At 65.7% G+C, this 22494-nt stretch carries 26 protein-coding genes, 1 tRNA gene and 1 riboswitch; of the genes, 11 read left to right on the top strand and 16 right to left on the bottom strand.

Annotation, left to right across the window (positions count from 1 at the left end):
* Nucleotides 1–8: 8 nt before the first annotated feature.
* Nucleotides 9–728: a tetratricopeptide repeat protein gene (locus tag AUL31_RS06250; RefSeq protein WP_060603065.1), complete on the bottom strand. Its 720-nt coding sequence runs from the start codon at nucleotides 726–728 to the stop codon at nucleotides 9–11.
* A 135-nt stretch (nucleotides 729–863) separates the two neighbouring features.
* Nucleotides 864–1589, bottom strand: coding sequence for an SDR family NAD(P)-dependent oxidoreductase (locus tag AUL31_RS06255; protein ID WP_060603068.1), 726 nt, complete (start codon nucleotides 1587–1589; stop codon nucleotides 864–866).
* 153 nt (nucleotides 1590–1742) lie between these two features.
* On the opposite strand from AUL31_RS06255, the gene AUL31_RS06260 reads away from it, so the two are divergent.
* From AUL31_RS06260 to AUL31_RS06270, 3 genes are read left to right on the top strand one after another with little or no spacing between them, the layout of a single operon-like run.
* On the top strand, nucleotides 1743–2765 hold the full coding sequence (locus tag AUL31_RS06260; RefSeq protein ID WP_060603072.1) for an ABC transporter substrate-binding protein: 1023 nt from the start codon (nucleotides 1743–1745) through the stop codon (nucleotides 2763–2765).
* On the top strand, nucleotides 2762–3583 hold the full coding sequence (locus AUL31_RS06265; RefSeq protein ID WP_082646817.1) for an ABC transporter ATP-binding protein: 822 nt from the start codon (nucleotides 2762–2764) through the stop codon (nucleotides 3581–3583). The genes AUL31_RS06260 and AUL31_RS06265 overlap by 4 nt, the downstream gene beginning before the upstream one ends.
* Entirely contained in the window at nucleotides 3580–4440 is an 861-nt protein-coding gene (locus tag AUL31_RS06270) for an ABC transporter permease (RefSeq protein ID WP_060603075.1), read from the top strand. The genes AUL31_RS06265 and AUL31_RS06270 overlap by 4 nt, the downstream gene beginning before the upstream one ends.
* A gap of 18 nt (nucleotides 4441–4458) precedes the next feature.
* Here the strand turns inward: AUL31_RS06270 and AUL31_RS06275 are convergent.
* Nucleotides 4459–4533: transfer RNA gene (locus AUL31_RS06275), tRNA-Gly, on the bottom strand.
* Nucleotides 4534–4599: 66 nt separating this feature from the next.
* Nucleotides 4600–5682 (bottom strand): 2'-deoxycytidine 5'-triphosphate deaminase, encoded by a 1083-nt coding sequence (locus AUL31_RS06280; protein WP_060603080.1) that lies wholly within the window; start codon nucleotides 5680–5682, stop codon nucleotides 4600–4602.
* An 89-nt stretch (nucleotides 5683–5771) separates the two neighbouring features.
* Nucleotides 5772–5849: riboswitch (SAM riboswitch) on the top strand.
* A gap of 47 nt (nucleotides 5850–5896) precedes the next feature.
* On the opposite strand from AUL31_RS06280, the gene AUL31_RS06285 reads away from it, so the two are divergent.
* The gene (locus AUL31_RS06285; protein WP_060603862.1) at nucleotides 5897–7087 is read left to right on the top strand and encodes an O-succinylhomoserine sulfhydrylase; all 1191 of its coding nucleotides are present in this window, start codon (nucleotides 5897–5899) and stop codon (nucleotides 7085–7087) included.
* Nucleotides 7088–7105: 18 nt separating this feature from the next.
* On the top strand, nucleotides 7106–7498 hold the full coding sequence (gene apaG, locus AUL31_RS06290; protein ID WP_060603083.1) for a Co2+/Mg2+ efflux protein ApaG: 393 nt from the start codon (nucleotides 7106–7108) through the stop codon (nucleotides 7496–7498).
* Between the two features lie 20 nt (nucleotides 7499–7518).
* Here apaG and AUL31_RS06295 read toward each other — a convergent pair whose 3' ends face one another.
* The 3 genes from AUL31_RS06295 to AUL31_RS06305 are packed head-to-tail and all read right to left on the bottom strand — an operon-like array spanning nucleotide 7519 to nucleotide 10650.
* Entirely contained in the window at nucleotides 7519–8517 is a 999-nt protein-coding gene (locus tag AUL31_RS06295; RefSeq protein ID WP_244489331.1) for an Hsp33 family molecular chaperone, read from the bottom strand.
* Nucleotides 8510–9442, bottom strand: coding sequence for an ornithine carbamoyltransferase (gene argF, locus AUL31_RS06300; protein WP_060603089.1), 933 nt, complete (start codon nucleotides 9440–9442; stop codon nucleotides 8510–8512). The genes AUL31_RS06295 and argF overlap by 8 nt, the downstream gene beginning before the upstream one ends.
* Nucleotides 9439–10650 (bottom strand): aspartate aminotransferase family protein, encoded by a 1212-nt coding sequence (locus AUL31_RS06305; protein ID WP_060603094.1) that lies wholly within the window; start codon nucleotides 10648–10650, stop codon nucleotides 9439–9441. The genes argF and AUL31_RS06305 overlap by 4 nt, the downstream gene beginning before the upstream one ends.
* 389 nt (nucleotides 10651–11039) lie before the next feature.
* On the opposite strand from AUL31_RS06305, the gene AUL31_RS06310 reads away from it, so the two are divergent.
* Nucleotides 11040–11675 carry a GcrA family cell cycle regulator gene (locus tag AUL31_RS06310; RefSeq protein ID WP_060603097.1) on the top strand — a complete coding sequence of 212 codons (636 nt, stop codon included), beginning with the start codon at nucleotides 11040–11042 and terminating at the stop codon, nucleotides 11673–11675.
* Between the two features lie 213 nt (nucleotides 11676–11888).
* On the opposite strand, the gene AUL31_RS06315 is transcribed toward AUL31_RS06310, so the two are convergent.
* The 7 genes from AUL31_RS06315 to AUL31_RS19940 form a co-directional block, all read right to left on the bottom strand.
* Nucleotides 11889–12917: a peptidoglycan -binding protein gene (locus AUL31_RS06315; protein WP_060603101.1), complete on the bottom strand. Its 1029-nt coding sequence runs from the start codon at nucleotides 12915–12917 to the stop codon at nucleotides 11889–11891.
* 4 nt (nucleotides 12918–12921) lie between these two features.
* On the bottom strand, nucleotides 12922–13974 hold the full coding sequence (locus AUL31_RS06320; RefSeq protein WP_060603105.1) for a flagellar motor protein MotA: 1053 nt from the start codon (nucleotides 13972–13974) through the stop codon (nucleotides 12922–12924).
* 125 nt (nucleotides 13975–14099) lie between these two features.
* Entirely contained in the window at nucleotides 14100–14924 is an 825-nt protein-coding gene (locus AUL31_RS06325) for an inositol monophosphatase family protein (protein ID WP_060603108.1), read from the bottom strand.
* 86 nt (nucleotides 14925–15010) lie between these two features.
* Nucleotides 15011–15574 carry an elongation factor P gene (gene efp / locus AUL31_RS06330; RefSeq protein ID WP_039189112.1) on the bottom strand — a complete coding sequence of 188 codons (564 nt, stop codon included), beginning with the start codon at nucleotides 15572–15574 and terminating at the stop codon, nucleotides 15011–15013.
* A gap of 92 nt (nucleotides 15575–15666) precedes the next feature.
* Nucleotides 15667–16605, bottom strand: a complete 939-nt coding sequence (locus AUL31_RS06335) for a tetratricopeptide repeat protein (protein ID WP_060603111.1) — start codon at nucleotides 16603–16605, stop codon at nucleotides 15667–15669.
* A complete protein-coding gene (locus tag AUL31_RS06340; protein ID WP_060603865.1) occupies nucleotides 16602–17255 on the bottom strand; it encodes a thiamine phosphate synthase in 654 nt (217 codons plus the stop codon). Before AUL31_RS06340 ends, AUL31_RS06335 begins: the two co-directional genes overlap by 4 nt.
* Nucleotides 17256–17330: 75 nt before the next feature.
* Complete coding sequence (locus tag AUL31_RS19940) at nucleotides 17331–17507, bottom strand: YdcH family protein (RefSeq protein ID WP_073469190.1); 177 nt, start codon at nucleotides 17505–17507, stop codon at nucleotides 17331–17333.
* Between the two features lie 209 nt (nucleotides 17508–17716).
* On the opposite strand from AUL31_RS19940, the gene AUL31_RS06345 reads away from it, so the two are divergent.
* The 5 genes from AUL31_RS06345 (at nucleotide 17717) to AUL31_RS06365 (ending at nucleotide 20497) form a co-directional block, all read left to right on the top strand.
* Nucleotides 17717–17920, top strand: a complete 204-nt coding sequence (locus tag AUL31_RS06345; RefSeq protein WP_060603114.1) for a YdcH family protein — start codon at nucleotides 17717–17719, stop codon at nucleotides 17918–17920.
* The gene (gene purE, locus AUL31_RS06350; protein WP_060603120.1) at nucleotides 17917–18414 is read left to right on the top strand and encodes a 5-(carboxyamino)imidazole ribonucleotide mutase; all 498 of its coding nucleotides are present in this window, start codon (nucleotides 17917–17919) and stop codon (nucleotides 18412–18414) included. The genes AUL31_RS06345 and purE overlap by 4 nt, the downstream gene beginning before the upstream one ends.
* Nucleotides 18411–19496 (top strand): 5-(carboxyamino)imidazole ribonucleotide synthase, encoded by a 1086-nt coding sequence (locus AUL31_RS06355; protein ID WP_082646818.1) that lies wholly within the window; start codon nucleotides 18411–18413, stop codon nucleotides 19494–19496. The genes purE and AUL31_RS06355 overlap by 4 nt, the downstream gene beginning before the upstream one ends.
* Before the next feature lie 126 nt (nucleotides 19497–19622).
* Nucleotides 19623–19748, top strand: a complete 126-nt coding sequence (gene ykgO, locus AUL31_RS06360; RefSeq protein WP_060603123.1) for a type B 50S ribosomal protein L36 — start codon at nucleotides 19623–19625, stop codon at nucleotides 19746–19748.
* 101 nt (nucleotides 19749–19849) lie between these two features.
* On the top strand, nucleotides 19850–20497 hold the full coding sequence (locus AUL31_RS06365) for a tetratricopeptide repeat protein (RefSeq protein ID WP_060603126.1): 648 nt from the start codon (nucleotides 19850–19852) through the stop codon (nucleotides 20495–20497).
* A 6-nt stretch (nucleotides 20498–20503) separates the two neighbouring features.
* Here AUL31_RS06365 and pyk read toward each other — a convergent pair whose 3' ends face one another.
* Both pyk and AUL31_RS06375 read right to left on the bottom strand, forming a co-directional pair.
* Entirely contained in the window at nucleotides 20504–21940 is a 1437-nt protein-coding gene (gene pyk / locus AUL31_RS06370) for a pyruvate kinase (RefSeq protein ID WP_060603130.1), read from the bottom strand.
* Nucleotides 21937–22371, bottom strand: a complete 435-nt coding sequence (locus AUL31_RS06375) for a DUF1036 domain-containing protein (RefSeq protein WP_409359951.1) — start codon at nucleotides 22369–22371, stop codon at nucleotides 21937–21939. Before AUL31_RS06375 ends, pyk begins: the two co-directional genes overlap by 4 nt.
* Between the last annotated feature and the right edge of the window lie 123 nt (nucleotides 22372–22494).

Below are 22494 nucleotides of genomic sequence, written 5' to 3' on the forward strand. Positions count from 1 at the left end.
TCCGCCGGTCAGGACGGATCGGGCTCGCCGGCCGCGTCGGGCGCCGCGGGCGCCTCCTCGGCGGGGGCGGACCCGGTTTGGGCTGCGATCAGCTCCTGCATCATGCGGGCCCGTTCGGCCATGCCGGCCGGGGTCGAGAAATCGTCCACCAACTGGCCGAAGAAGGGCGCGGCGCCGGCATAGTCGCCGGCCTTCCAGAGAGCCAGGCCGATGGCCTCCAGCGCCGGATGGCGAAGCGGCTCTCCCTCGCCGGTCAGGGCTTCGGCGCGCTGGCGCACATCTTCGGCGGTTCCGTGGTCGACCAGGATGTAGGCCGCGCGTATCGAGGCGATGTCGCGCAGGGCGCGCGGCGCCGAGCCATTGGCGGCCACGGCGTCGTAGGTTGCGACGGCGGCCGTCGGATTGCCCGCCTGCAACTGCGCGCCGGCAAGGTGCATGCGTGCGATGACGGGATACTGGGAGGTTCCGTCATCGGCCAGCGCGGCAAGCGCCGTTTCGGCCCCGGCGAAATCTCCGTTCGCAACCAGCTCCTGGGCGGCGATCAGCCGGTCGCCGTCGACGGCGGAGCGGCCGGCGGCGATACGCTCCCAGACGACATAGCCGATCGTACCGAGGATGATCAGCGAGATGAGCGCGATGATGATGATGCCGTAACGCTTCCAGATCGCGCGGGCCCGCTCCTGGCGGATTTCCTCGTTCACTTCGCGAATGAAAGTGTCGTTGCTCATGGGGCGCGTCGTCCATAGCGGTGCGAGGCCGCACGGCGACCATCGCAGAATTGCGGCGTTTCCGGCTTTCTAACGATTTTTATGGCGAACGGAAGGGCGCCCGCCCTGTCTGCCGCGTGAATCTGCGTTGCGGGCTCAATCGTAGTTGCGCACGTCGTCCAGTTCCACCGAGCCGAAACCGGGCCGCGCCAGATAGGCCATTACCCGTGTCGCCGCCTCATCGGCACTTGCAAGCTCTCCCTTGTCCTTGAGCCCCTTGTAGCGAGCCACCGTCGGGAAATCGGTCTCGCGAACCCGTTGCTGCATGGCGGTGTCGATAACCCCCGGCGCCAACGCCACGGCGGCGGTGCGCGGCCCGCCGGCCGCCTCGGAGTACTCGGCATTGACCGCGCGCACGAAGCCATCGAGGCCGCTTTTGCTGGCGGTATACGCGCTCCAGTAAGCGGTGGCGCGGCGCGATGCGCCGGACGAAACGGCAAGGATACGCCGCTCGGCCGCCCACCCTTCCGTCTTTGAAAGGAATGTCGCGGTCATCGCCATCGGCGCGGTCAGATTGAGAGCCACATGCGCGGCGATGTCTTCGGCCGCAAGCTTGCCCACCGGCCCGATCGGCTCTTCCGTTCCGGCGTTCAGCACCAGCAGCACCTCGGTCACGTTTGCGCCATCGACAGCGTCCAGCCAATCGAGCGAGCCCGAGGCAGCGTGCACATCGCGCAGATCGGCCTGGTGCCACCCGGCCTGCAAACCCTCCGGCTTGGGCGAGCGGGCAATGCCCAGGACATCGTAGCCGGCCTCTGCCAGCTTCCGTGCCAAAGCAAGCCCAAGCCCCGCCGATGCACCCGATACGATCGCAACTTTCATGACGTCCTCCCCTTGCGCGCCCACAGTAAGAGACCAGCCAGCCCGGCACGCAAGAAAAATGTGCGATCCGGCCGAGAATGCGGCTTTTCATGCATATTATCTGTGGTACGTTTTCCCCAGAGCCCGGAACAACGGGCCAGGGAGGTCAAGATCATGAAATCGTTCTTTATCGGCATCCGGCCGTTGGCCGGTGCATGCCTTCTTGCGGCCGTGGCCCTGCCGGGCGCCGCGCAGGCTCAGGATCTCAAACCACTGACGGTTGTCGTTCCGAACCCGTCGGCGCTCAACATCTTTCCGCTGCACGTCGCCGATGCGGAGGGCTATTTCGCGGCCGAAGGGCTGGACGTGACGGTGGAGGTGGTGAACGGATCGGCCACGGTGCTGCAGACGCTGGCGGCAGGCCAGGCGCAGATCGGGCAGCCAGGCCCCGGCCCGCTTCTAGCCGCCCGCGAACGCGGAGAAGACATCGTCTTCCTGTACAATTACTGGCCGAAATCGGTGTTCGGGCTTGTCGTCAAGGAGGGCTCGGAGGTTGCCGCGCCGTCCGACCTGAAGGGCAAGACCATCGGTGTCGGCACGGCCGACGGCGCGGAAGTGGGCTTCACACGGGCGATCCTGTCCAAGGATGGGCTCGAGGAAGGGCGTGATTACGAGTTCCTGACCGTCGGCGACGGCGGCACCGCGGTCGCCGCCTTCATGAGCGACGAGATCGACGCCTATGCCGCCGCCGTGGCCGACGCCGCCATCATCGAGGCGCGCGGCATTCCGTTGACCGAGATCACGCCCGACGAGTTCCTGGCCTATTTCGGCAATGGCTGGGCAGCGACCCGCAGCTATATCGACGCCAATCCGGACGTGATCGAAGGGTTCGGCCGCGCCATGGTCAAGGGCACGCGCTTCGGGCTGGACCCTGCCAACACAGAAGCCGTACTGGCGCATACCGCCGCAGCCAACCCGCAGGAAGGCGAGGATGCGGGCCTTGCCGCCGCCATGCTGGAAACGATGCGGGACCGCGTCACCCCGATCGATACCGCCAACGCTTTCGGCTATCAGCCGCCGGAGCACTGGAAGCTGTGGCAGGATGCCCAGGTGGCGACACAGGCGCTTTCGGCGCCGCTGCCGGACCTGTCCGCCGCCTACACCAACGACTTCGTCGAACGCTGGAATGCGCAATGATGGCGCTTCGACAGGCGGTGTCCACGCATCCGGCCGCACGGCCCAAGGACGGTGATGCCGTCTACGCGCTGCGCAACGTCTCAAAGGCCTTCGGCCGGGGCGCCATCCGTGCACTCGACCATATAGACCTGACGCTGGAGCGGGGCACCTTCAGCTCCATCATCGGACCCTCCGGCTGCGGCAAGTCCACGCTCTTGAAGATCATGGCAGGGCTGACGCCGCCCTCGTCGGGCAGCGTCATGCTGCAGGGGCGGCCGGTCACCGGGCCGCGCCGCGATATCGGCATGATGTTCCAGCAGGCGACATTGTTTCCGTGGCGCACGACCATAGAAAACATCCTGCTGCCCATCGCGATCCGCGACGGGAATGCGGCCGCAAAGGCCAAGGAACCGGCGGCGCGCGCGCTGCTGGACCTCGTTGGCCTGAATGGATTTGCGGAAGTCTATCCCGACAAGCTTTCGGGCGGCATGGCGCAGCGTGCGGCGATCTGCCGGATGCTGGTGACCGAGCCGTCCGTCCTTCTGCTGGACGAGCCGTTCAGTGCGCTGGACGAGTTGTCGCGCGATTTCATGAACATGGAACTCCAGCGCATCTGCCTCGAAAAGCAGGCGACGGCCTTCCTGATCACCCATTCCATTCCCGAAGCCGTCATCCTGTCGGACATCGTCTACGTCATGTCGAAGCGGCCGGGCCGCTTCGTCGAGACGATCCACATAGAGCTCGATCGTCCCCGCACCCTGGACATGCTCACCTCGCCCGAACTCGGCGATTATGTCCGCCATATCCGCGCGCTTCTGGACGAGGGAGGCCAGCATTGACCCACGTTCAACTGGAAAGAAGCGAAGCGCCCCCCGAAACGCTGTGGCAGGAAGAGGTGCCGCTGATCGACCGCATACCGCGCCCGGTCGGCATGGTGCTGCTGGCCGTCGCCTTCATCGCCTTGTGGCAGGGCGTCCATGCAATCGGTCTGTTCTCGCCGATCATCCTGCCGCCGCCGGCCGCGGTGTTCCGCGATATCCTGCTGGTCGGAACCAATCTCGCCACGGGCGGCTACATGCTGGCGGCGCTGTGGATCACGCTTCAGGAAGTCGCGCTTGGATTCGTCATCGCCATCGCGGTCGGTTTCACGCTCGGCGTCATCGTGGGCGAAAGCAGTTTTGGCGAGCGGGTGGTCCTGCCCTATCTGGTCGCCATCGACACGATGCCCAAGGTTGCCTTCGCGCCGTTGTTTCTGGCGTGGTTCGGCTTCGGCATCTCGTCCAAGGTGGCGCTGGCTGCCTTCATCGCCACCTTTCCCATCGTCGTGGCGACGGCCGCCGGGCTTCATGCGTCCGACGAGAATGCGCGCATGCTGTTCAAGACCATGGGCGCCACCCGCTGGCAGACATTGTGGCGCATGAAACTGCCGCTCGGGCTGCCGCACATCTTCACCGGGCTCAAGATCGCCTCGGTGGGCGTCATGGCCGGCGCCATTACGGGCGAGTTCCTGGGCGGCGGCAAGGGCTTCGGCGAGTTGATCCGCGTGGCGGCGGCGCAACTGAACACGCCGCGCATCTTCTCGCTCATCCTGTTTCTCAGCCTTGTCGGCCTGACGCTGTTCTGGCTGGTCTCGTTCGTCGAGCGGCGGATCGTCTTCTGGCGTCGGCGTGCCGAAGCCGGTGGCCTCAACGCCTGACAGGAACCGGAAGGAATTTGGAGCGGGCGATGGGGATTGAACCCACGACATCAAGCTTGGGAAGCTTGCGTTCTACCACTGAACTACACCCGCATCCGTGGGTGAATGCACTATAGGAATGGCGGGTGGCGCGCAAGGGGAACTTGCCGCCATCCGCCGTCAGGAGAAGTGCTTGGACAGCTTGAGCCGCTGTGCCTGGTAGTTCGATTTCAGATCGGCGCCGTAGAGCCGCCCCGGGCGGGCGGCCATGCGCTCGTAGATGAGACGGCCGACGATCTGCCCATGCTCCAGAATGAACGGCACTTCGTGGCTGCGCACCTCCAGCACGGCCCGGCTGCCGGTGCCCCCCGCCCCCGAATGGCCGAAGCCCGGGTCGAAGAAGCCGGCATAATGCACCCGGAACTCTCCGACCAGGGGGTCGAAGGGGGTCATCTCGGCGGCGAAATCCGGCGGAACGTGCACCGCCTCTTCCGAGACGAGGATGTAGAACTCGTTCGGGTCCAGCACCAGAACGCCGCCCTCGCCGCGGTGCAGCGGCTCCCAGAAGTCGAGTATGCGATGGGCGTCCCGCTTGTCGACATCCACCACGCCGGTATGCCGCTTGCCGCGATAGCCAATCATGCCGTCCGCATCGCCCGTCAGGTCCACCGACAGGGCAATGCCGCCGCCGGAGATATTGGCATCCAGCGCGCTGGTTAGCCCCTCCCCTTCGTGCAGGGTCGAGATTTCGTCGCTGGTCAGCGTGGCGCGGCCGCGCCGGAAGCGGATCTGGCTGAGCCGCGATCCCTGCCGCACGAGCACCGGGAAAGTGCGCGGCGAAATCTCCAAATAGAGCTGGCCCTCATAGCCGGCCGGCACCTTGTCGAATTCCTGTGCGCGATCGGTGATGACGCGGGTGAAGATGTCGAGCCGCCCGGTGGAGGATTTCGGGTTGGCGGCGGCACGCACCTCCGGGGGCAGCGACAGCCGCTCCATCAACGGCACGATGTAGACGCAGCCCGTCTCCAGCACCGCGCCCTCCGACAGGTCGACGACATGCAGCGAAAAGCGGTTCAATGCCTCTTCCACGCTGCGCTGGCGGCCGGGCAGGAAACTGGCGCGCACCCGGTGCGCCCGTGCCCCGAGCCGCAGGTCGAGGCTGGCGGGCTGCACCTGGTCGTCATCCAGCGGACGGCTGGAAACGATCCGCCCCGCCTCGTGGAGGGCCTGGATTTCCCGGTCCGGCAGGATGCCTTCAGTCATTGCGTCAACCCTGTGCGATACGTTGCGTATCGCGCATAAACGAAGGCGCGCCGTTTGGCCAGTTGACGCCACACCGCGCGCGGGCTTAAGGAACGTTCCGTGGTGATTTTGCCGGCCGGCTTGCAGCCACGTTAAACAAGTCGCTAAAGGGCCGATCTCCTCGCAAGGACCGGTCATGGACGCGTCGCCCGAAGTCGGCCGCCCCGAGGTTTCGATGTCCGCCAGCGCGAAAAAGCCGTTCCGTCCCGCAACCGCCATGATCCACGCCGGAACGGTCCGCTCCGGCTTCGGCGAAACGTCCGAGGCGATCTTCCTGACGCAGGGCTTCGTCTATCCGTCCGCCGAAGCGGCGGAAGCGCGCTTCAACGGCGAGGACCCCGGTTTCATCTACTCGCGCTATGCCAACCCCACCACCCGCATGTTCGAAGAGCGGATGATGGAGCTGGAAGGCGCCGGCGACGCCCGCGCGACCGCTTCCGGCATGGCTGCCGTGGCCGCCGCGCTGCAATGCTCGCTGAAGGCCGGCGACCATGTGGTTGCCGCCCGCGCGCTGTTCGGCTCGTGTACCTATATAATCCAGACGGTGCTTGGACGCGCGGGTGTCGAATCCACCTTCGTCGATGGCCGCAATTTGGAAGAATGGCAGGCTGCCGTCCGGCCGGAAACGAAGCTCTTCTTCCTGGAAAGCCCCACCAACCCGACGCTGGAAGTCATCGATATCGCCGCCGTCGCCGACATCGCCCACGCGGCGGGCGCCATCCTGGTGGTCGACAACGTCTTCGCGACGCCGCTGCTGCAGAAGCCGCTGGAACTCGGGGCCGATGTCGTCATCTATTCCGCCACCAAGCACATCGACGGACAGGGACGATGCCTCGGCGGCGTGATCCTGTCCTCGGCGGAGTGGATCAAGGAGAACCTGCACGACTACTTCCGGCACACCGGCCCGTCACTCTCGCCATTCAACGCCTGGGTTCTTCTGAAGGGGCTGGAAACGCTGCCATTGCGGGTTCGCCAGCAGATGGACAACGCCGCCCGGATCGCCGACTTCCTGGCAGGCAGCGATAAGGTCGCACGGGTGATCTATCCGGGCCGGGCCGACCACCCCGACGCCGAGATCATCAAGCGTCAGATGAAGGGCGGATCGACGCTCGTCGGCTTCGACATGAAGGGCGGCAAGGAGGCGGCATTCAGGCTGTGCAATGCCCTGCACATCGTGAGCATTTCCAACAACCTCGGCGATTCCAAGAGCCTCATCACCCATCCGGCCACAACCACGCACAAGAGCCTGTCGCCCGAAGCGCAGGTAGCGGCCGGCATCGGCCCCGGCCTGCTGCGCTTTTCGGCCGGCATCGAGGATGTCGACGACCTGATCGAGGATTTCCAGGCGGCGCTCGACGCCGCCTGATGGAAGCGCACGCAAGCCATGTTCACCTGCACCACACATGACATCACCGTTACGGTGACGCCGAGCTACATCGAAGGCCAGTCGGACCCGGAGTCCGGCCGCTGGGCATTCGCCTATCGGGTCGAGATCCTGAACGGTTCGGGCGAGGCCATGCGGCTGCGCTCCCGCTACTGGCACATAACGGATGCCATGGGCCGCGTTCAGGAAGTGCGCGGACCGGGCGTCGTCGGGGAAGAGCCACTGCTATCGCCCGGCGACAGCTTCACCTACACATCCGGGTGCCCGCTGCCGACACCGTCGGGGTTCATGCGCGGCCACTATATCTTCGAAAGGGTGGACGGCTCGATGCTCCAGGTAGGCATTCCACCCTTCTCGCTCGACGCGCCGGACGGACTGCGCACGTTGAACTGACCTGTCGTGAAGGACCGGGCCTATTGCCCGGTTACTTCCTCTGCCTTGAACTCGTAGGCCTCGCCGCAGAATTCGCAGGTCACGCGGATCTTGCCGTCATCCTCGACGCTTTCCGCCAGCTCCTCGGGCGTGAAGTTGGCAAGAACCTCGCGGATACGCTCACGCGAGCAGGAGCAATCGTCCCGCACCGCCGTCGGCGGAAACGCGCGGACGCCGCGCTCGTGGAACAGGCGGAACAGCAGCCGCTCGACGCCGACTTCGGGATCGGCAAGCTCGGCATCGTCGATGGTATCGACAAGCGCCCGCACTTCCGTCCAGGCGTCATCCGCCTCAAACTCGACCTCTTCCGCACCCTCGGGCGCATCGCCGCCCGGCAGGTCAGGCATGCGCATGCGCTCCGGCGCATTCGGAAGGAACTGGGCCACAAGGCCGCCGGCGCGCCAGCTTTCCTTGAAGCCGCCGCCCTCCTGCCGACGCGCTATCTTCGCGACGGCCAGGCGCACCGTGGTGGGGATCTGCTCCGACTGCCGGAAATAGCCTTCCGCTACGTCTTCCAGGGAGGCCCCGGCTAGCTCGACGATGCCCTGATAGCGCTGCATCTGCGGTCCCTGATCGACCGTCAGAGCCATGATGCCGCGTCCAAGCAGGTCTTCCGGGCTGGTCTTGCCGGCGGCTGCGGCCTCGCTCAGGCGTTCGGCATCAAAACGCGCATAGGCGCGGACGCTGGATGGGGTGGAAAAGTCCACGACCAGAAGGTCCACCGGGCCGTCCGTCTGCGTCTGCGCCGTAAACTTGCCGTCGAACTTGAGCGAAGTGCCGAGAAGGACCGTCAGCACGATCATCTCCGCCAGCAGGCGCGAGACGGGCTCCGGATAATCGTGGCGCCCGAGCAGGCTGTCGATCATGTCGCCAAGCTGCACCGCGCGGCCGCGCGCATCCAGCGCCGCAACCTCGAACGGTACGACCGCATCGTCGCCGGCAAAGCCGAACTCGCCGGGCTGGCGAAGATCCTCAACCACGAACGTCGACTTCCCCGAAGCACCACGCAAGCACAGACTTCTGCGCATGCAGGCGGTTTTCCGCTTCGTCGAAGACAACGGATTGCGGGCCATCGATGACACCGTCGCTGACTTCCTCGCCGCGATGGGCCGGCAGGCAGTGCATGAAGAGCGCGTCGGGCTTGGCATGGGCCATCAAGGCCTCGTCGACCTGATAGGGCAGGAAGACGTTATGTCCGCGGGCCACGTCTTCGCGGCCCATCGACACCCAGGTGTCCGTCACGACGCAGTCGGCGCCCGACACCGCCTCGACCGGATCGAGCGTGGTCAGGATATCGGCGCCTTCGGCCCGTGCGCGCTGAAGGAAGCCGGCATCGGCCTCCGATCCCTCGGGCGTCGCGATCCGCAACGAAAAGCCGAAGCGGGCCGATGCCTCGATGAAGGAGTTCAGCACGTTGTTGCCATCGCCGCTCCAGGCGAAGGTGCGGCCCCGGACGGGGCCTCGCTTCTCCTCGAAGGTCAGAAGGTCGGCCATGATCTGGCAGGGATGCGTATCGTCGGTCAGCGCGTTGATGACGGGCACGGTTGCCGCTTCCGCCATTTCGAGAAGGCGCTCGTGCCCCGTGGTACGGATCATGATGGCGTCGACGTAGCGCGACAACACGCGGGCCGTGTCGGCGATCGTCTCGGCCCGGCCGAGCTGCATTTCCGTACCCGACAGGAACAGCGTCTCGCCGCCAAGCTGCCGCATGGCGACATCGAAGGAAACGCGCGTACGGGTGGACGGCTTCTCGAAGATCATGGCCAGCATGCGCCCCTCGAGCGGGCGCGGAGAGGCACGCCCCTCCGCCTTGCGGCGTGCGGCGTCGTCCAGGATGGAGCGAAGCTCGTTCGCCTGCATCGCCGAAATATCCAGGAAGTGCCGTCCGGCGGTTCCGCGTGTCATGCTGCACTCTCCTTACGGGTTGCGGCCAGCGCCTGCGCCGCAGCCTCGATACGCTCCAGCCCCTCGCGGACCTCGTCCGAGGTCACGTTCAGGGGCGGCAAGATGCGGACGACATTGTCGCCGGCCGGAACGGCCAGCATCAGCCGGTCGCGCAGCGCCGCGATGAAATCCAGATTGGGCACGCGCATCTTCAGGCCGAGCAGAAGCCCTTCCCCACGCACCTCCTCGAACAGATCCGGGAACCGGTCCGTGACGCTGGCGAGCCCCTGCTTGAACTGCAGGGCCCTGTCGCGCACCTGCGTCAGGAAGCCGTCTTCCAGCACGACGTCCAGCACGGCGTTGCCGACAGCCATGGCCAGCGGGTTGCCGCCATAGGTGGTGCCATGGGTACCGGCCGTCATGCCGGCGGAGGCCGCCTCGGTGGCCAGGCAGACGCCAAGGGGGAACCCGCCGCCGATGCCCTTGGCGGATGCCAGGATATCGGGCGCAACACCGCTATGCTCGTAGGCGTAGAAGGCGCCGGTACGGCCGACGCCCGTCTGGACCTCGTCGTAGATCAGCAGAAGGCCGTGCGCATCGGCCAGTTGCCGAAGGGCCCTCAGGAATTCGCCGGAGGCGCGGCGAATACCGCCCTCGCCCTGGATCGGCTCGATCAAGAGCGCGGCAGTTTCATCCGTGATCGCCGCCTTCAGCGCCGCGATGTCGTCGAAGGGAACCTGATCGAACCCCTCCACCTTGGGGCCGAAGCCCTCCAGGTACTTTTTCTGGCCACCGGCGGCGATGGTGGCCAGTGTGCGGCCGTGGAACGCGCCCTCGAAGGTCACGATGCGGAACCGCTCCGGCCGCCCGTTCACATAATGATAGCGCCGGGCCGTCTTGATGGCGCACTCCAGGGCCTCGGCGCCGGAATTGGTGAAGAAGGCGCGGTCGGCAAAGCTGGCTTCCGTCAGCCGCCGGGCAAGCTTTTCCTGGCCCGGGATCTGGAACAGGTTGGATACATGCCACAGCTTGTGAGCCTGCTCCGTCAAAGCCGAAACCAGATGCGGATGGGCATGCCCCAGCACGTTGACGGCGATGCCGCCGGAAAAGTCCAGGAAGCTGCGCCCGTCTTCCGTATGAAGCCACACGCCCTCGCCTCGCTCCACGCGAATGTCCGCGCGCGCATAAGTGGCGTACAACGGGGAGTGCGTGTCGGTATCGGGTGTCATGGCGACAAGGTTCCGGAAAAGGTGGGGTTGGAGCTGAAAGACAACGGCCCGCTGCCGTTTGGCGACGTTTTTTGATCTTTCCGCTGCAAAGAACGGTGTCGCTATACCATGCGGGGGTTGCGCATTGTCAACGAATGAACGACATGAGGTGCGCGCAAGGAAATTCCGCGCGCATGCGTGCATGCACGCAAAGACTGGGGATATCTCAACTTTCGATTCGCCCACAACCCTGTGTGTCTTGTCAGGGCGTTGGCCGTTTTGCTAGTTTCCTCGACAACACCAGATTTCGTGCGGCCAGCCCATCAACTCAATAGATGTGGTATGACCCGGCTTGTACCGCCGCCGGTCACCTATGGATTCCGCCGCCGACAGAATTGAAAGGACCCGCGATGAGCTGGACGGATGAACGGATCGAAACTCTCAAGCGGCTTTGGACGGAAGGGCACAGCGCCAGCCAGATCGCAGGTGAGCTCGGTGGCGTCAGCCGAAATGCCGTCATAGGCAAGGTTCACCGCCTTAAGCTTGAAAGCCGCATCAAGGCGCCTTCCGCGCCGGCAACGCCTGCCCCTGCCCCTGCTGCACCGACTGCCGTGCCGGCAGCGCCCGCGGTCGTCGCCCAGGCCAGCCAGCCCGCGCCGACGTCCATCCGCAGCGCACCGGCTGCGGTGGCGGCCGCTCCGCAGCGCGAGGCGGCGGCGGCTTCGGCACCGCGCGTGCTGCAGCCCACCGCCTCCATCGCCTCCGCGCAGCAGCCCATGGCCCGCACGATGGGCGCGACGGCACTGAAGATGGAGCCGGAACTGGAGCCGATGCCGCAGCAGCGCGTCAGCGCCGAGGTGGTGCCCATCTCGCGCAATCTGACTTTGGTGCAGTTGTCGGAGCGCACGTGCAAGTGGCCGATCGGCGATCCGCTGTCGCCGGATTTCCGCTTCTGCGGCAATCACTCCGGCGAGGGCAGCCCTTACTGCCAGTATCATGCGCGTATCGCCTTCCAGCCTGCGTCGGAGCGTCGGCGCATCCGCTGATCGCCTGAGGCACTCGATTTGAGCTTGAACCAGCCCGCCCCACAAGGCGGGCTTTTTCACGGGCCATAGACGGCACCACGGCCCGGAACTGACTTCACGGTAGCTCTATCCGGAAGCTGGACGGCGACCTGTGGAGTGAACGCGTAAGACCGGCGCGGAGGCTCTGTGGACGGTACATACCGTTGCCGGTTAGCGTTGCTTTCGGCGTTCGCTTCAGCGTTCGGTGAGCTTGAATTCGATACGCCGGTTGCGGGCGCGCGCTTCCGGGCTGTTACCTTCTTCCAGGGGCTGATACTCGCCGAAGCCCGTCGCGGCCAGCCGGTTGGCCGGCACGCCCTGCGTGATGAGATACTTTACCACCGCCCCGGCGCGCTCTGTGGAAAGCTGCCAATTGTCGCTGAACCGCCCGCCGGAAATCGGCACATTGTCGGTATGACCGTCGACGCGGATGATCCAGTCGATGTCCGAGGGAATTTCCCCGTTCAACTCCACGATGGCCTGAGCCAGCTTTGCAAGCTCTTCCTCGCCGATCGACTGAAGGACATCCGACCCGGACGGAAACAGCACCTCCGACTGGAAGACGAAGCGATCGCCCACGATGCGGATATTGTCGCGGTCGGACAGGATTTCACGCAGACGACCGAAGAAGTCGGATCGGTAGCGGTTCAGCTCCTGCACCCTTTGCGCCAGCGCAACGTTGAGACGACGGCCGAGATCGGCGATCTGCGTCTGGCTTTCCTGATCACGCGCCTCCGAGGCGTCGAGCGCCTGCTCCAGCGCCGCGATCTGCTGGCGCAGTGCGGAGAGTTGCTGGTTCAGAAGGGCAACCTGGTTCCGCGCCGCTTCCGATATCTGTTGTTCGCTTTCCACCTGTCCCTGAAGATCGCCGATGCGGGCATCGGCAGCGGCGGCGCCGCCAGCGCCGGAGTCAAGAGCCGACTGCAGGCGCGACCGCTCGTTCTCGGCCGATTGGAGGGAAGCCTGCAAGGCGGCGATCTCGTCCTGGAAGTCCGAGCTGCTGGAGCGCTCCAGCGCCAGAAGCTGGTTCAACTCCGCGATCTGCGAATTGAGCTGTTGAAGCACGGTATCCTGTCCGGACAATTCCCGGCTGAGCAGGAACTGCGCGATCACGAACACCGACAAAAGGAACATGATGGCAAGAAGCAGCGTCGACAGCGCGTCGACGAAGCCGGGCCAGTAATCCACCGGCCGGCGCGATCCGCTTCTGCGCGACAGCCCCATCGCCTCAGTACCTGTCCTGGCGGGGGCCGAGATGTCCGGCAAGACGGTCGAGCGTGCGCCGCAACTCCTGCTGTTCGCGTGCCTGCGTTTCAACGAAGTCGCGCATCATCTGCTGCTCGGACCGCATGTGCTGCACCAGCCCCTGGATGCTTTCGGCAAGGCTGGCCATCGCCGCGCCGGAACGCGGTGCGGCGCCCTGGTTTTGCATGAGGCGGGTAATCCTGTCTGCCAGAACCTCGAGGTCCGCGCCGGACGAAGCCGCAGCCGGGGCCAACGGCATGGGCCCCGTGACCGCGATGGCCTCGCCGCCCGCGTCGGTGACCGTTGCAAGCCAGTTCTCGACCTCGGTGTAGAAGCGGTTCTGCGCGCGGCCGATCTGCAGGTCGAGAAAGCCGAGGATGAGAGAGCCGGACAAGCCGAAGAGCGAGGACGAGAAAGCCGTCCCCATGCCGGCCAGCGGCGCGGAAAGGCCCTGCTGCACGGAGTTCAGCACGGTGGCTGCATCGGTTGCCGTCGGATCGAGCGACTGGATGGTGGACGAGATCGAGCCGATCGTCGTCAACAGGCCCCAGAACGTGCCGAGAAGACCGAGGAAGACGAGAAGGCCGACAAGGTAGCGGGAGATATCGCGCGTTTCGTCGAGCCGCGAAGCCAGAGAGTCGAGAATGGATCGTACGAGTTGCGTTGGCAGCGGCTGGCCAATGCGCCTTCCGGCCAGCAGGGATTGCATGGGCGCCAGCAGCACCGGGGCGCGCACGTCGTCCGCCTCGTCCGAGCCGTCACGATAAAGGTTGATCCAACGAACCTCGCTGGTCAGCCGCAGGATCTGCGCCAGCGCCAGGATGATGCCCACGGCAAGGACCGCGCCGATCATCCCGTTGAGACCGGGGTTGGACTGGAAAGCGGCAACGATCTGCCGCCCCAGTATCAGGGCGACGAAACCGGCAAGCGCCAGAAAGACCGCCATGGTCCAGAAATAGACCATAGGGCTGGAGAGGCGTTCCGGCATGACATGGGCCGGTCGCTTGTCCTCACGCGGCGTACTCATCACCTGCATCGGCACGTCATCCGGTGTTGCGCCACGTCGCGTGGCTTATCTTATCTTCCTTGTAACCGGCCTTGGCGGCAAGCTCCAACCCCCGTCACGAAGCGCTATCCACGCATTTCGGTTCCAGGCGCGGATCAGGCCGAACGCTGGCTGGCCGCGCGGTACGAGTCGTTCGCCTTTTTCAGCTCGGCCGTCATTGCCCGCAGGATCAGCTCGTTGCCGCAGGCGATTTCGCCCTGCAGATGATCGAACTTGTCGCCATCGACACTGCTGACGAAGCCGCCGGCCTCGCGGACGACGATCGAGCCTGCCGCGATATCCCAGGGCAGAACGCCGCGCTCCCAGAAGCCGTCGAAGCGCCCTGCGGCGACGTAGCACAGGTCCAGCGACGCGGCGCCCAGACGGCGTACGCCCGAGCTTTCACCCATGATCTGGCGCATTTCGTAAAGGAAGCGGCCGTGGCCGGCCTTGCCCAGGAAGGGAATGCCGGTCGCAAACAGCGCCTCGGGCATGCGCTGGCGGTTGGCAACGCGGATGCGCCTGTCGTTGAGGAAGGCGCCGCCGCCCCGCTCTGCGGTATACAGCTCGTCCTGGATGGGGTTGAAAACCACACCCGCGACGATCTGCCCATCGCGCTCCAGGGCAATCGATACGGCGAAGATGGGAATGCCGTGCAGGAAGTTGGTGGTGCCGTCGAGCGGGTCGACGATCCAGCGATGCTGGCTGTCCTTGCCCTCCAGCTCGCCGCGCTCCTCCATCAGGAAGCCCCAGTCGGGCCGGGAACGCGAGAGTTCCTGGAACACGATCTCCTCCGCCTTGCGATCGGCGGTGGAGACGAAATCTGCCGGCCCCTTCATGGATACCTGCAGGTTCTGCACCTCGCCGAAATCGCGGATGAGCGAGCGCCCCGCCTTCATCGCGGCCTGGGTCATCACGTTGAGCAGGGCTGAACGGGCCATGTCTTAGCAGTCCTTGAATGATGAGGCCGCCGGAACCCGTCTGGCGGGTCCGGCGGCGCGATTTCGTGTCCGGGGCGGCGACAGCGTCAGTCGGCGCGGCGGATGTAGGTGATCTCGTTGGTGTCGACGAGGATCCTTTCGCCGCTCTCGATGAAGGGGGGCACCATGACGCGAATGCCGTTTTCCATCTTGGCGGGCTTGTAGGACGACGCAGCCGTCTGGCCCTTCACCACCGGATCGGCTTCCACGATGGTCAGCACGACCTGGTCGGGAAGCGAAATTCCGATGGGGCGCTCTTCGTGGCTTTCGACGGTCACGGTCATGCCGTCCTGCAGGAAGGCGGCGCGGTCGCCGACGAAATCCTTCTGCAGCTCGAGCTGCTCGTAGGTCTCGTTATCCATGAAAACCAGCATCTCGCCTTCGGCGTAGAGGAACTGATAGTCCTTCTGCTCCAGCCGGACGCGCTCGACCGTTTCGGAAGCGCGGAAACGCTCGTTCAGCTTGGTGCCGTCGATGAGGTTCTTGAGTTCGACCTGGTTGAAGGCACCGCCCTTGCCGGGCTTCACATGGGCCGTCTTGACCGCGGCCCACAGGCCGCCATCGTGCTCGATCACATTGCCTGGACGGATTTCGTTTCCATTGATCTTCATGAAGGTCGCTCGACATTTGAAAGAACGAAGGCGGCGCAGATGCGCCCCTTTTTCCCGCTCAAGACCACAAAATCCGGTCTGTTACAAGACGTTCAGCTTGCGCGGAACCGATTGGCGGCGTCCAGGGCGGCCTTCTGCTCCTCCGGCGAGAGGCCGCGGAAGAAGCTGTCCAGCGCAGGATCGGCGTTGCGCACACGGCGCGCCAGAACCGTCCATTTGGCGGCCTCTGCCGTGTCGCGGGCAATGCCGATGCCATCCTTGTACAGATGCGCCACGCGGTTGACGGCAATGGGGTTGCCGCGCTCTGCGGCGCCTTTCAGCCAGCGGAAGCCCTCAGGCGCCTCGGCCGGCCCGCCGCGGCCGTTGATAAGCCATATCCCCAGTTCGATCTGGGCCGTGTCGTGCCCCTGAAGCGCCGCCTGCCGCAGCCACCAGCGGGCGGTCACGTCGTCGCGGGCCGCAACGCCGCGCCCGTTGGCGTAGAGCTGGGCCATCGCATATTGCGCATCCGATACCCCGGCATTGCCGGCAACCTCGAAATAGCGCAACGCCTGCTCGAACCCTCCGGTCGGCGAAGACTGGATCAGCATCTGGCCATAGTTGAAGGCGGCCAGCGGCTGCCCGGCATCGGCCGCCGCGCGCATCAACTCACGAGCACGGGCCGGGTCGCGCTCCACGTCCTCGCCTTCCAGCAGCATGAGCGCATAGCGGAATTCCGCTTCCGGCCGCCCGGCCTCGGCGCTGAGGCGATACCAGCGCACCGCGCCCGGCACGTCGAGCTGGACACCCTGCCCCCGCAAAAGCAGCTCGGCCACGAGCGATTGGGCGGCGGCGTCGCCCATGTGGGCCAACGGCTCGGCGATCCGGAACGCCGTCAGATAGAAGCCGCGCTGATAGGCGCTGAACGCGGCGGCCATGTCGCCGCCCGCCGGCGCCTCACCGGTGGTTGGATCGGGCAACAGCCTTTCCTGGGCCTTGGCGGAGCCGGTGGCCAGAAGCGCCGCCAACGCCAGGAGCGCAAGGCGTTTCATGCGGCGGCACTCTGCTCGAGCGCGTCGAAGAGGGCGTTAGCCTCGGCCACGGCCTCGCCTTCGCGGCCCTCGCCGCCGAACACCGCGCGGGACAAAAGGATGAACTCGGCCCCGCTGGCGGCCGCCGCCGGAAGATCCTCCAGCGCACCGCCGCCGGACAGGATGGCGGGCACCTCTACGATGGCGGCCCACCACGATGCCAGATCGACATCGGCAGGGCTTGCCGCATCGTCCTCGCCGCCGATCGGACCGAACAGGAGATAGTCGGGCATGCGCTCGCCCGCTTCCAGCGCCTCGTGACGTGTATGGAAACCGGAGGCCCCGACGATGGCCTTGGGCGAAAAGCGCGCGATGGCCTCTCCCAGCACCTCGAGACTTCCCCCGGTGACATGAATTCCATCGGCACGCACGCGGCCCGCGCAGCGTGTGTCGTCGACGACGATGGCGGCTGCGCCGGCTTCCTGGATCAGCGGCACCAGCACTTCGGCAAAAGCCTGGTAGGCGGTGTCGCTGCGCCCGGCCGGGTCCAGGATCACGCTTGCGACATCGCCGCCGGCAAGGGCCCGCGACAACGCCTCGCGGCCCGCATCGCCATCGGCCAGTAGGGTTGTCGCCAGCATCAGGCGGGGGCGCACGAAATCAGCTGTCATCGGGTTCACATCTGTCATCTGGAAATGGATACGGCGCCTTTCGGCGCCGCATTTTTACATCTTGTCGGAACGTTATCAATTCGGCCGGTTCGTCCTCAATCTCTCGATCTCGTCCTTCAGCAGAAGCTTCTTGCGCTTCAGCTCCGCGATCTCGCCGTCCGGTGTGGCCGGCTTGGCGCGAAGCGATGCGATCTCGCTGTCCAGGGCGCTATGACGCTGTTCCAGCGTCTCGAGATGCGTATCAAGGGACATTCCAGACTCCTCTGTTTGTTTCCTCGAGCTTCCGGCCCCGCCTCCGACGAAAGCCGTAGGCGCTGCCGGGAAGCTTCCCATAAGCTTGGGTCGTTACGGAAGGGGTGCAAGATCATTCTTTGAGAATTTTGTGACGGCTGGTATTTGCAGCCGGAAGAACGCGTACCCGACGGGTATGCGGTACGCATTCGTCAGACCCCGGGGGGCAGATGTCGGATCAGGAACAAGCGGCGTTGCGGCTGCAGGCCGCAAGGCTCAGGCAAGACCACGCCGATTTCGACGCGGCGATCGAGGCGATGGAAGCAACCGGCTGCGACCGGCTGCGCATCCAGCGCATGAAGAAAAAGAAACTGTCCATCAAGGACCGCCTCCAGGATCTTGAAGACCAGATCCTTCCGGACATCATCGCATGAGCGTTCCCGTCGCCATCATCATGGGTAGCCAGTCCGACTGGGCTACCATGCGCCACGCCAGCGTGACGCTGGATGCCCTGGGGATCGCCCACGAATCACTCATCGTTTCGGCGCATCGCACGCCGGCGCGCCTTTACGAATTTGCCTCGGGCGCCCGCGACAAGGGCTTCAAGGTGGTCATCGCGGGCGCCGGCGGCGCCGCGCACCTGCCTGGCATGGCCGCTGCCATGACGCCCCTTCCGGTGTTCGGCGTCCCTGTCGAAAGCAAGGCCCTGTCCGGGCAGGACAGCCTTCTGTCCATCGTGCAGATGCCGGCCGGCATTCCGGTGGGCACGCTCGCCATCGGCCGCGCCGGCGCCGTGAACGCGGCGCTGATGGCGGCGGCCGTCCTGGCCCTGTCCGATGCGGCGCTCGCCGACAGGCTGGACGCCTGGCGGGCGCGGCAGACGGAGGCCGTGGCCACCCACCCCTGCGACGGAGAGCCCGCAAGTTGACCGCCACACCGCGCCCCCTGCCCCCTGGTTCCACCGTCGGCATCATCGGCGGCGGCCAGCTCGGCCGCATGCTCGCCTCTGCCGCCGCGCGGCTGGGGCTGCGCACGGCGGTGGTGGATCCGGACCCGGATTGCCCGGCCGCGCAGGTAACGAACGTCATGGTGCGGGGCGCCTACGACGACCCTGCCGCACTGGCGGAACTGGCCCGCGTCAGCGACGTCATCACCTATGAATTCGAGAACGTGCCCGTGGCGCCGCTGCGGCGGCTGGCGGCCATCCGCCCGGTGTATCCGCCCGTCGAGGCGCTGGAAGTGTCGCAGGACCGCGTCACCGAAAAAGCCTTCCTCAACGGCATCGCCATCGCAACCGCGCCGTGGCGGGCGGTGGACGACGCCGAAGAGCTGGAGCATGCACTGGTCGAGCTGGGCGGCGACTGCATCCTGAAGACACGGCGATTCGGCTATGACGGCAAGGGCCAGGCCGTGCTGACGCAGGACGCGGCCCCCGGCGACGCCTTTGCCGATCTTGGCGGCGTCCCCGCCATCCTTGAGAAGAAAGTCGCTTTCGAGCGCGAAATCTCGGTGATCGCGGCGCGAGGGGCCGACGGCGCCGTGCGTGCCTACGACCCGGCCGAGAACGTCCACAGGACGGGCATTCTGCGGACGAGCACCCTGCCGGCCCGCGTTTCGCCGCAGCAGGCCGACGAGGCGATGCGCATCGCAGGGCTGATTCTGGACCGCCTCTCCTATGTCGGAGTCATCGGCGTGGAGTTCTTCGTTGCGGCCGACGGGGCGCTGCTGGTCAACGAGATCGCGCCGCGTGTGCATAATTCCGGCCACTGGACGGAAGCCGCCTGCCTGATCTCGCAGTTCGAGCAGCACATACGCGCCGTCTGCGGCATGCCTCTCGGTGACCCGGCGCGGCACGCGGACTGCGTCATGGAAAACCTGATCGGCGACGATGTCGACAAGGCGCCTGCCCTGCTGACCGAGCCGTCGCTGCTGCTGACACTCTACGGCAAGGCGGAAGCCCGGCCCGGCCGGAAAATGGGTCATTTTACGCGCGTTAACCGCGTCGTGTGATTGACATCGATCACCGCGGCGTCTATGCCGTGCCCATCGAAGGGCGCTCTAGCAATAGGGCGCCATTTTAACGCGACGGCATGATTTTGGATCGTCGCCTGTCCAACATACCGACGGTCGAGTGTCATGAAGATCAAGAATTCCTTGAAGTCGCTCAAGGGCCGCCACCGGGCCAACCGCATGGTTCGCCGCAAGGGGCGCATCTACATCATCAACAAGCAGGCTCCGCGCTACAAGGCGCGCCAGGGCTAAGGCTTGCCGGCACGGGCGCCCCTGGCGCCCGGTCACGCCGGATTGCCATAAACGGCAAGCATTTGAATTGACGAAGCGCATTGGCAGTCTAAACTCTGCCGATGCGCTTTTTCTTTGCCCTTCTGCCGACCGTGCTTCTGGCCTTCCCGGCCATGGCCCAGACGATCGCCCCCTCACCCGAGATCGAGGCGATCGCGCCGGATGCGTTGCTGCCGCCACCCGATTCCGTGCCGGGCGTCAGCCGGACGGACGAGCGGACCCTCAGCCGCGACGAAAGGCTGAACGCGCTTTTCCACGATCTGCGGCGGGAGGGCAACCGCGCCCGCGCCGAACGCATCGCCCGGCAGATTCAAACCGTCTGGAACGATAGCGGCAGCGCCACGGTGGATCTGCTTCTGACATGGTCCGAGAAGGCCATCTCGGACAACAAGCTGCCCGTCGCCTTCGACCTCGTCGAACAGGGCGCGGAGCTGCAACCCGACAACCCCGAGATCTGGAACCGGCGTGCGATGCTGAATTATCGCAGCGGCGATTTCGGGCGGGCCATCGTCGATGTGACGCAGGTTCTGGCGCGGGAGCCGAGGCACTATCCGGCGCTGATGGGGCTGGGTGCGATGCTGGAGGAGACGGGGCGCAACGAACAGGCGATGGAGGCCTATCAGCGCGCGCTCGACGTCTATCCGACGCTCAAGGATGCCCAGGACGCCGTAGCGCGGCTGGCCGACCAGATGGCCGGCCAGCGCGCCTGACGCACGTCAGACGGCCGAGAGGCCGTCCGAGCCGATATAGGCGATGCGCAGCATGTTGGTGGCGCCGGGCGTGCCCAAAGGCACACCGGCCGTCACGATGACCCGCTCGCCGGGGCGGGCCTGCTCCTGCTCCACCGCCACGCGGCAGGCCTTGTCGACCATGCCTTCCAGATCCGTCGCATCTTCGGTCACCACGCAATGCAGGCCCCAGGCGATGCTGAGTCGGCGTGCCGTGGCCACCTTGGGCGACAGGGCGATGATCGGAAGCAGCGGACGCTCGCGCGCGGTGCGCAGGCCGGTATTGCCGGTCGACGTATAGGTGACGATCGCCGCGACGCTGAGCGTCTCGGCCATCTGGCGCGCCGCCAGCGAAACAGCGTCGGCGCCCGTCGCCTCCGGCGTCGAGCGCTGGGCCGATATGATGCTGGCATAGAGCGGGTCCCGCTCCACCTGCACGGCGATGCGGTCCATGGTCTCGACCGCCTCGACCGGATAGTCGCCGGCGGCGGATTCGGCCGACAGCATCACCGCGTCTGCGCCCTCATAGACGGCGATGGACACGTCCGACACTTCGGCGCGGGTGGGCACCGGGGCGGAAATCATCGATTCCAGCATCTGCGTCGCCACGACCACCGGCTTGCCGGCCTTGCGCGCCGCGCGGGTGATGCGCTTCTGGATGCCGGGCACGGCTTCGAGCGGCAGTTCGACGCCCAGATCGCCGCGCGCCACCATGATGGCGTCGGAAAGCTCGATGATCTCGTCGAGGCGCTCGACGGCCTGCGGCTTCTCGATCTTGGACATCAGGCTTGCGCGGCCCCGCGCCACCTTGCGTGCCTCCGCCAGGTCCTCGGGGCGCTGAATGAAGGACAGCGCTACCCAGTCCACGCCCTCGGCCAGCACGGCATCGAGATCGGCCCTGTCCTTGTCGGTCAAGGCGCCGGTGGCCAGGATGGTGTCCGGCAGGCTGACGCCCTTGCGGTTGGAGATCCGGTTGCCGGCAACGACCACGCATTCGATATGCCGGCCATCGGTCTTGACGGCACGCAACTGAAGGCGCCCGTCATCGATCAGCAGCCGGTGGCCCACCTGCACCGCTTCCAGGATTTCCGGGTGCGGAAGGTAGACACGGCTGGTGTCGCCAGGTGTCGGATCGTCGTCGAGGGTAAAGGTCTGGCCGACGACCAGTTCTGCCTTGTCGCCGACGAAGGTGCCGACGCGCAGCTTGGGGCCCTGCAGGTCCGCAAGGATGCCGATGGGTCGGCCCACCGCCTTCTCGACGTTGCGCAGCCGGACCACCAGCTCGCGCATCATGTCGTGGCTGGTGTGGCTCATATTGATGCGGAAGACGTCCGCCCCGGCTTCGAAAAGCTTGCGGATCACGGTCTCCTCGGAAGAGGCCGGTCCCAGTGTCGCCAGAATCTTTACACGGCGGTTGCGCTTCATTGCTCTTCGTTGCTCCCGCTCGGGGTTTCGGTCAGCTGAACCATCCAGCTGCCCTGTTGCCCGGTGTCATACTCCCGGAACCCCATTTCCTGAAACCCGCGGGCGAAACAATCTTTCACGCCCACCACCCGGAATTCGTTTTCGGCGATGCACATCTGAATGTCGCCGGCCCAGCGGCTGCGTCCCTGCTCGTCCTCTGCGTAGAGGTAATAGAAGCGTGATTTGAGATAGCCCTCGACGACGGACCGGCACGTGGTGGCCGGAATGCGCCACCAACCCTCGCTGACCCAGCCATCGGCATCGCGATAGCCGATCGCCACCCCCAGAAGCGCCTGCGTACCGTTGCAGACGCGGAAATCGGCCCTGGCCTCGCCGGGCAAAGCCATCGTTGACAGGAATGCGACCCCGATAAGCGGCATGCCGGTGCGCATCATGCGCCGCCATGCTTCTGTCACCCGGAAAGACATGGATAAACCCCCACGGTATCGGTACCGGACGGACAGGAGCCGAAAGCCCCCCGCCGCGTGTTGAACCGGCGTCGGAAAATGCAGATA

Origin of the sequence: Aureimonas altamirensis (assembly GCF_001463885.1) — a bacterium.
In the GTDB taxonomy this organism is placed as follows: Bacteria; Pseudomonadota; Alphaproteobacteria; order Rhizobiales; family Rhizobiaceae; genus Aureimonas; species Aureimonas altamirensis.

What these genes read in the sequence shown, in the direction of transcription:
- purE (WP_060603120.1), top strand. Translation starts at nt 17,917, where the DNA reads ATGAGCGTTCCCGTCGCCATCATCATGGGTAGCCAGTCCGACTGGGCT.
- AUL31_RS06250 (WP_060603065.1), bottom strand. Translation starts at nt 728, where the DNA reads ATGAGCAACGACACTTTCATTCGCGAAGTGAACGAGGAAATCCGCCAG.
- pyk (WP_060603130.1), bottom strand. Translation starts at nt 21,940, where the DNA reads ATGAAGCGCAACCGCCGTGTAAAGATTCTGGCGACACTGGGACCGGCC.
- AUL31_RS06265 (WP_082646817.1), top strand. Translation starts at nt 2,762, where the DNA reads ATGATGGCGCTTCGACAGGCGGTGTCCACGCATCCGGCCGCACGGCCC.
- AUL31_RS06320 (WP_060603105.1), bottom strand. Translation starts at nt 13,974, where the DNA reads ATGCAGGTGATGAGTACGCCGCGTGAGGACAAGCGACCGGCCCATGTC.
- AUL31_RS06310 (WP_060603097.1), top strand. Translation starts at nt 11,040, where the DNA reads ATGAGCTGGACGGATGAACGGATCGAAACTCTCAAGCGGCTTTGGACG.
- AUL31_RS06335 (WP_060603111.1), bottom strand. Translation starts at nt 16,605, where the DNA reads ATGAAACGCCTTGCGCTCCTGGCGTTGGCGGCGCTTCTGGCCACCGGC.
- AUL31_RS06345 (WP_060603114.1), top strand. Translation starts at nt 17,717, where the DNA reads ATGTCGGATCAGGAACAAGCGGCGTTGCGGCTGCAGGCCGCAAGGCTC.
- AUL31_RS19940 (WP_073469190.1), bottom strand. Translation starts at nt 17,507, where the DNA reads ATGTCCCTTGATACGCATCTCGAGACGCTGGAACAGCGTCATAGCGCC.
- apaG (WP_060603083.1), top strand. Translation starts at nt 7,106, where the DNA reads ATGTTCACCTGCACCACACATGACATCACCGTTACGGTGACGCCGAGC.
- AUL31_RS06305 (WP_060603094.1), bottom strand. Translation starts at nt 10,650, where the DNA reads ATGACACCCGATACCGACACGCACTCCCCGTTGTACGCCACTTATGCG.
- AUL31_RS06285 (WP_060603862.1), top strand. Translation starts at nt 5,897, where the DNA reads ATGTCCGCCAGCGCGAAAAAGCCGTTCCGTCCCGCAACCGCCATGATC.
- AUL31_RS06365 (WP_060603126.1), top strand. Translation starts at nt 19,850, where the DNA reads ATGCGCTTTTTCTTTGCCCTTCTGCCGACCGTGCTTCTGGCCTTCCCG.
- efp (WP_039189112.1), bottom strand. Translation starts at nt 15,574, where the DNA reads ATGAAGATCAATGGAAACGAAATCCGTCCAGGCAATGTGATCGAGCAC.
- AUL31_RS06340 (WP_060603865.1), bottom strand. Translation starts at nt 17,255, where the DNA reads ATGACAGCTGATTTCGTGCGCCCCCGCCTGATGCTGGCGACAACCCTA.
- AUL31_RS06325 (WP_060603108.1), bottom strand. Translation starts at nt 14,924, where the DNA reads ATGGCCCGTTCAGCCCTGCTCAACGTGATGACCCAGGCCGCGATGAAG.
- AUL31_RS06375 (WP_409359951.1), bottom strand. Translation starts at nt 22,371, where the DNA reads ATGCGCACCGGCATGCCGCTTATCGGGGTCGCATTCCTGTCAACGATG.
- AUL31_RS06315 (WP_060603101.1), bottom strand. Translation starts at nt 12,917, where the DNA reads ATGGGGCTGTCGCGCAGAAGCGGATCGCGCCGGCCGGTGGATTACTGG.
- ykgO (WP_060603123.1), top strand. Translation starts at nt 19,623, where the DNA reads ATGAAGATCAAGAATTCCTTGAAGTCGCTCAAGGGCCGCCACCGGGCC.
- AUL31_RS06260 (WP_060603072.1), top strand. Translation starts at nt 1,743, where the DNA reads ATGAAATCGTTCTTTATCGGCATCCGGCCGTTGGCCGGTGCATGCCTT.
- AUL31_RS06255 (WP_060603068.1), bottom strand. Translation starts at nt 1,589, where the DNA reads ATGAAAGTTGCGATCGTATCGGGTGCATCGGCGGGGCTTGGGCTTGCT.
- AUL31_RS06280 (WP_060603080.1), bottom strand. Translation starts at nt 5,682, where the DNA reads ATGACTGAAGGCATCCTGCCGGACCGGGAAATCCAGGCCCTCCACGAG.
- argF (WP_060603089.1), bottom strand. Translation starts at nt 9,442, where the DNA reads ATGACACGCGGAACCGCCGGACGGCACTTCCTGGATATTTCGGCGATG.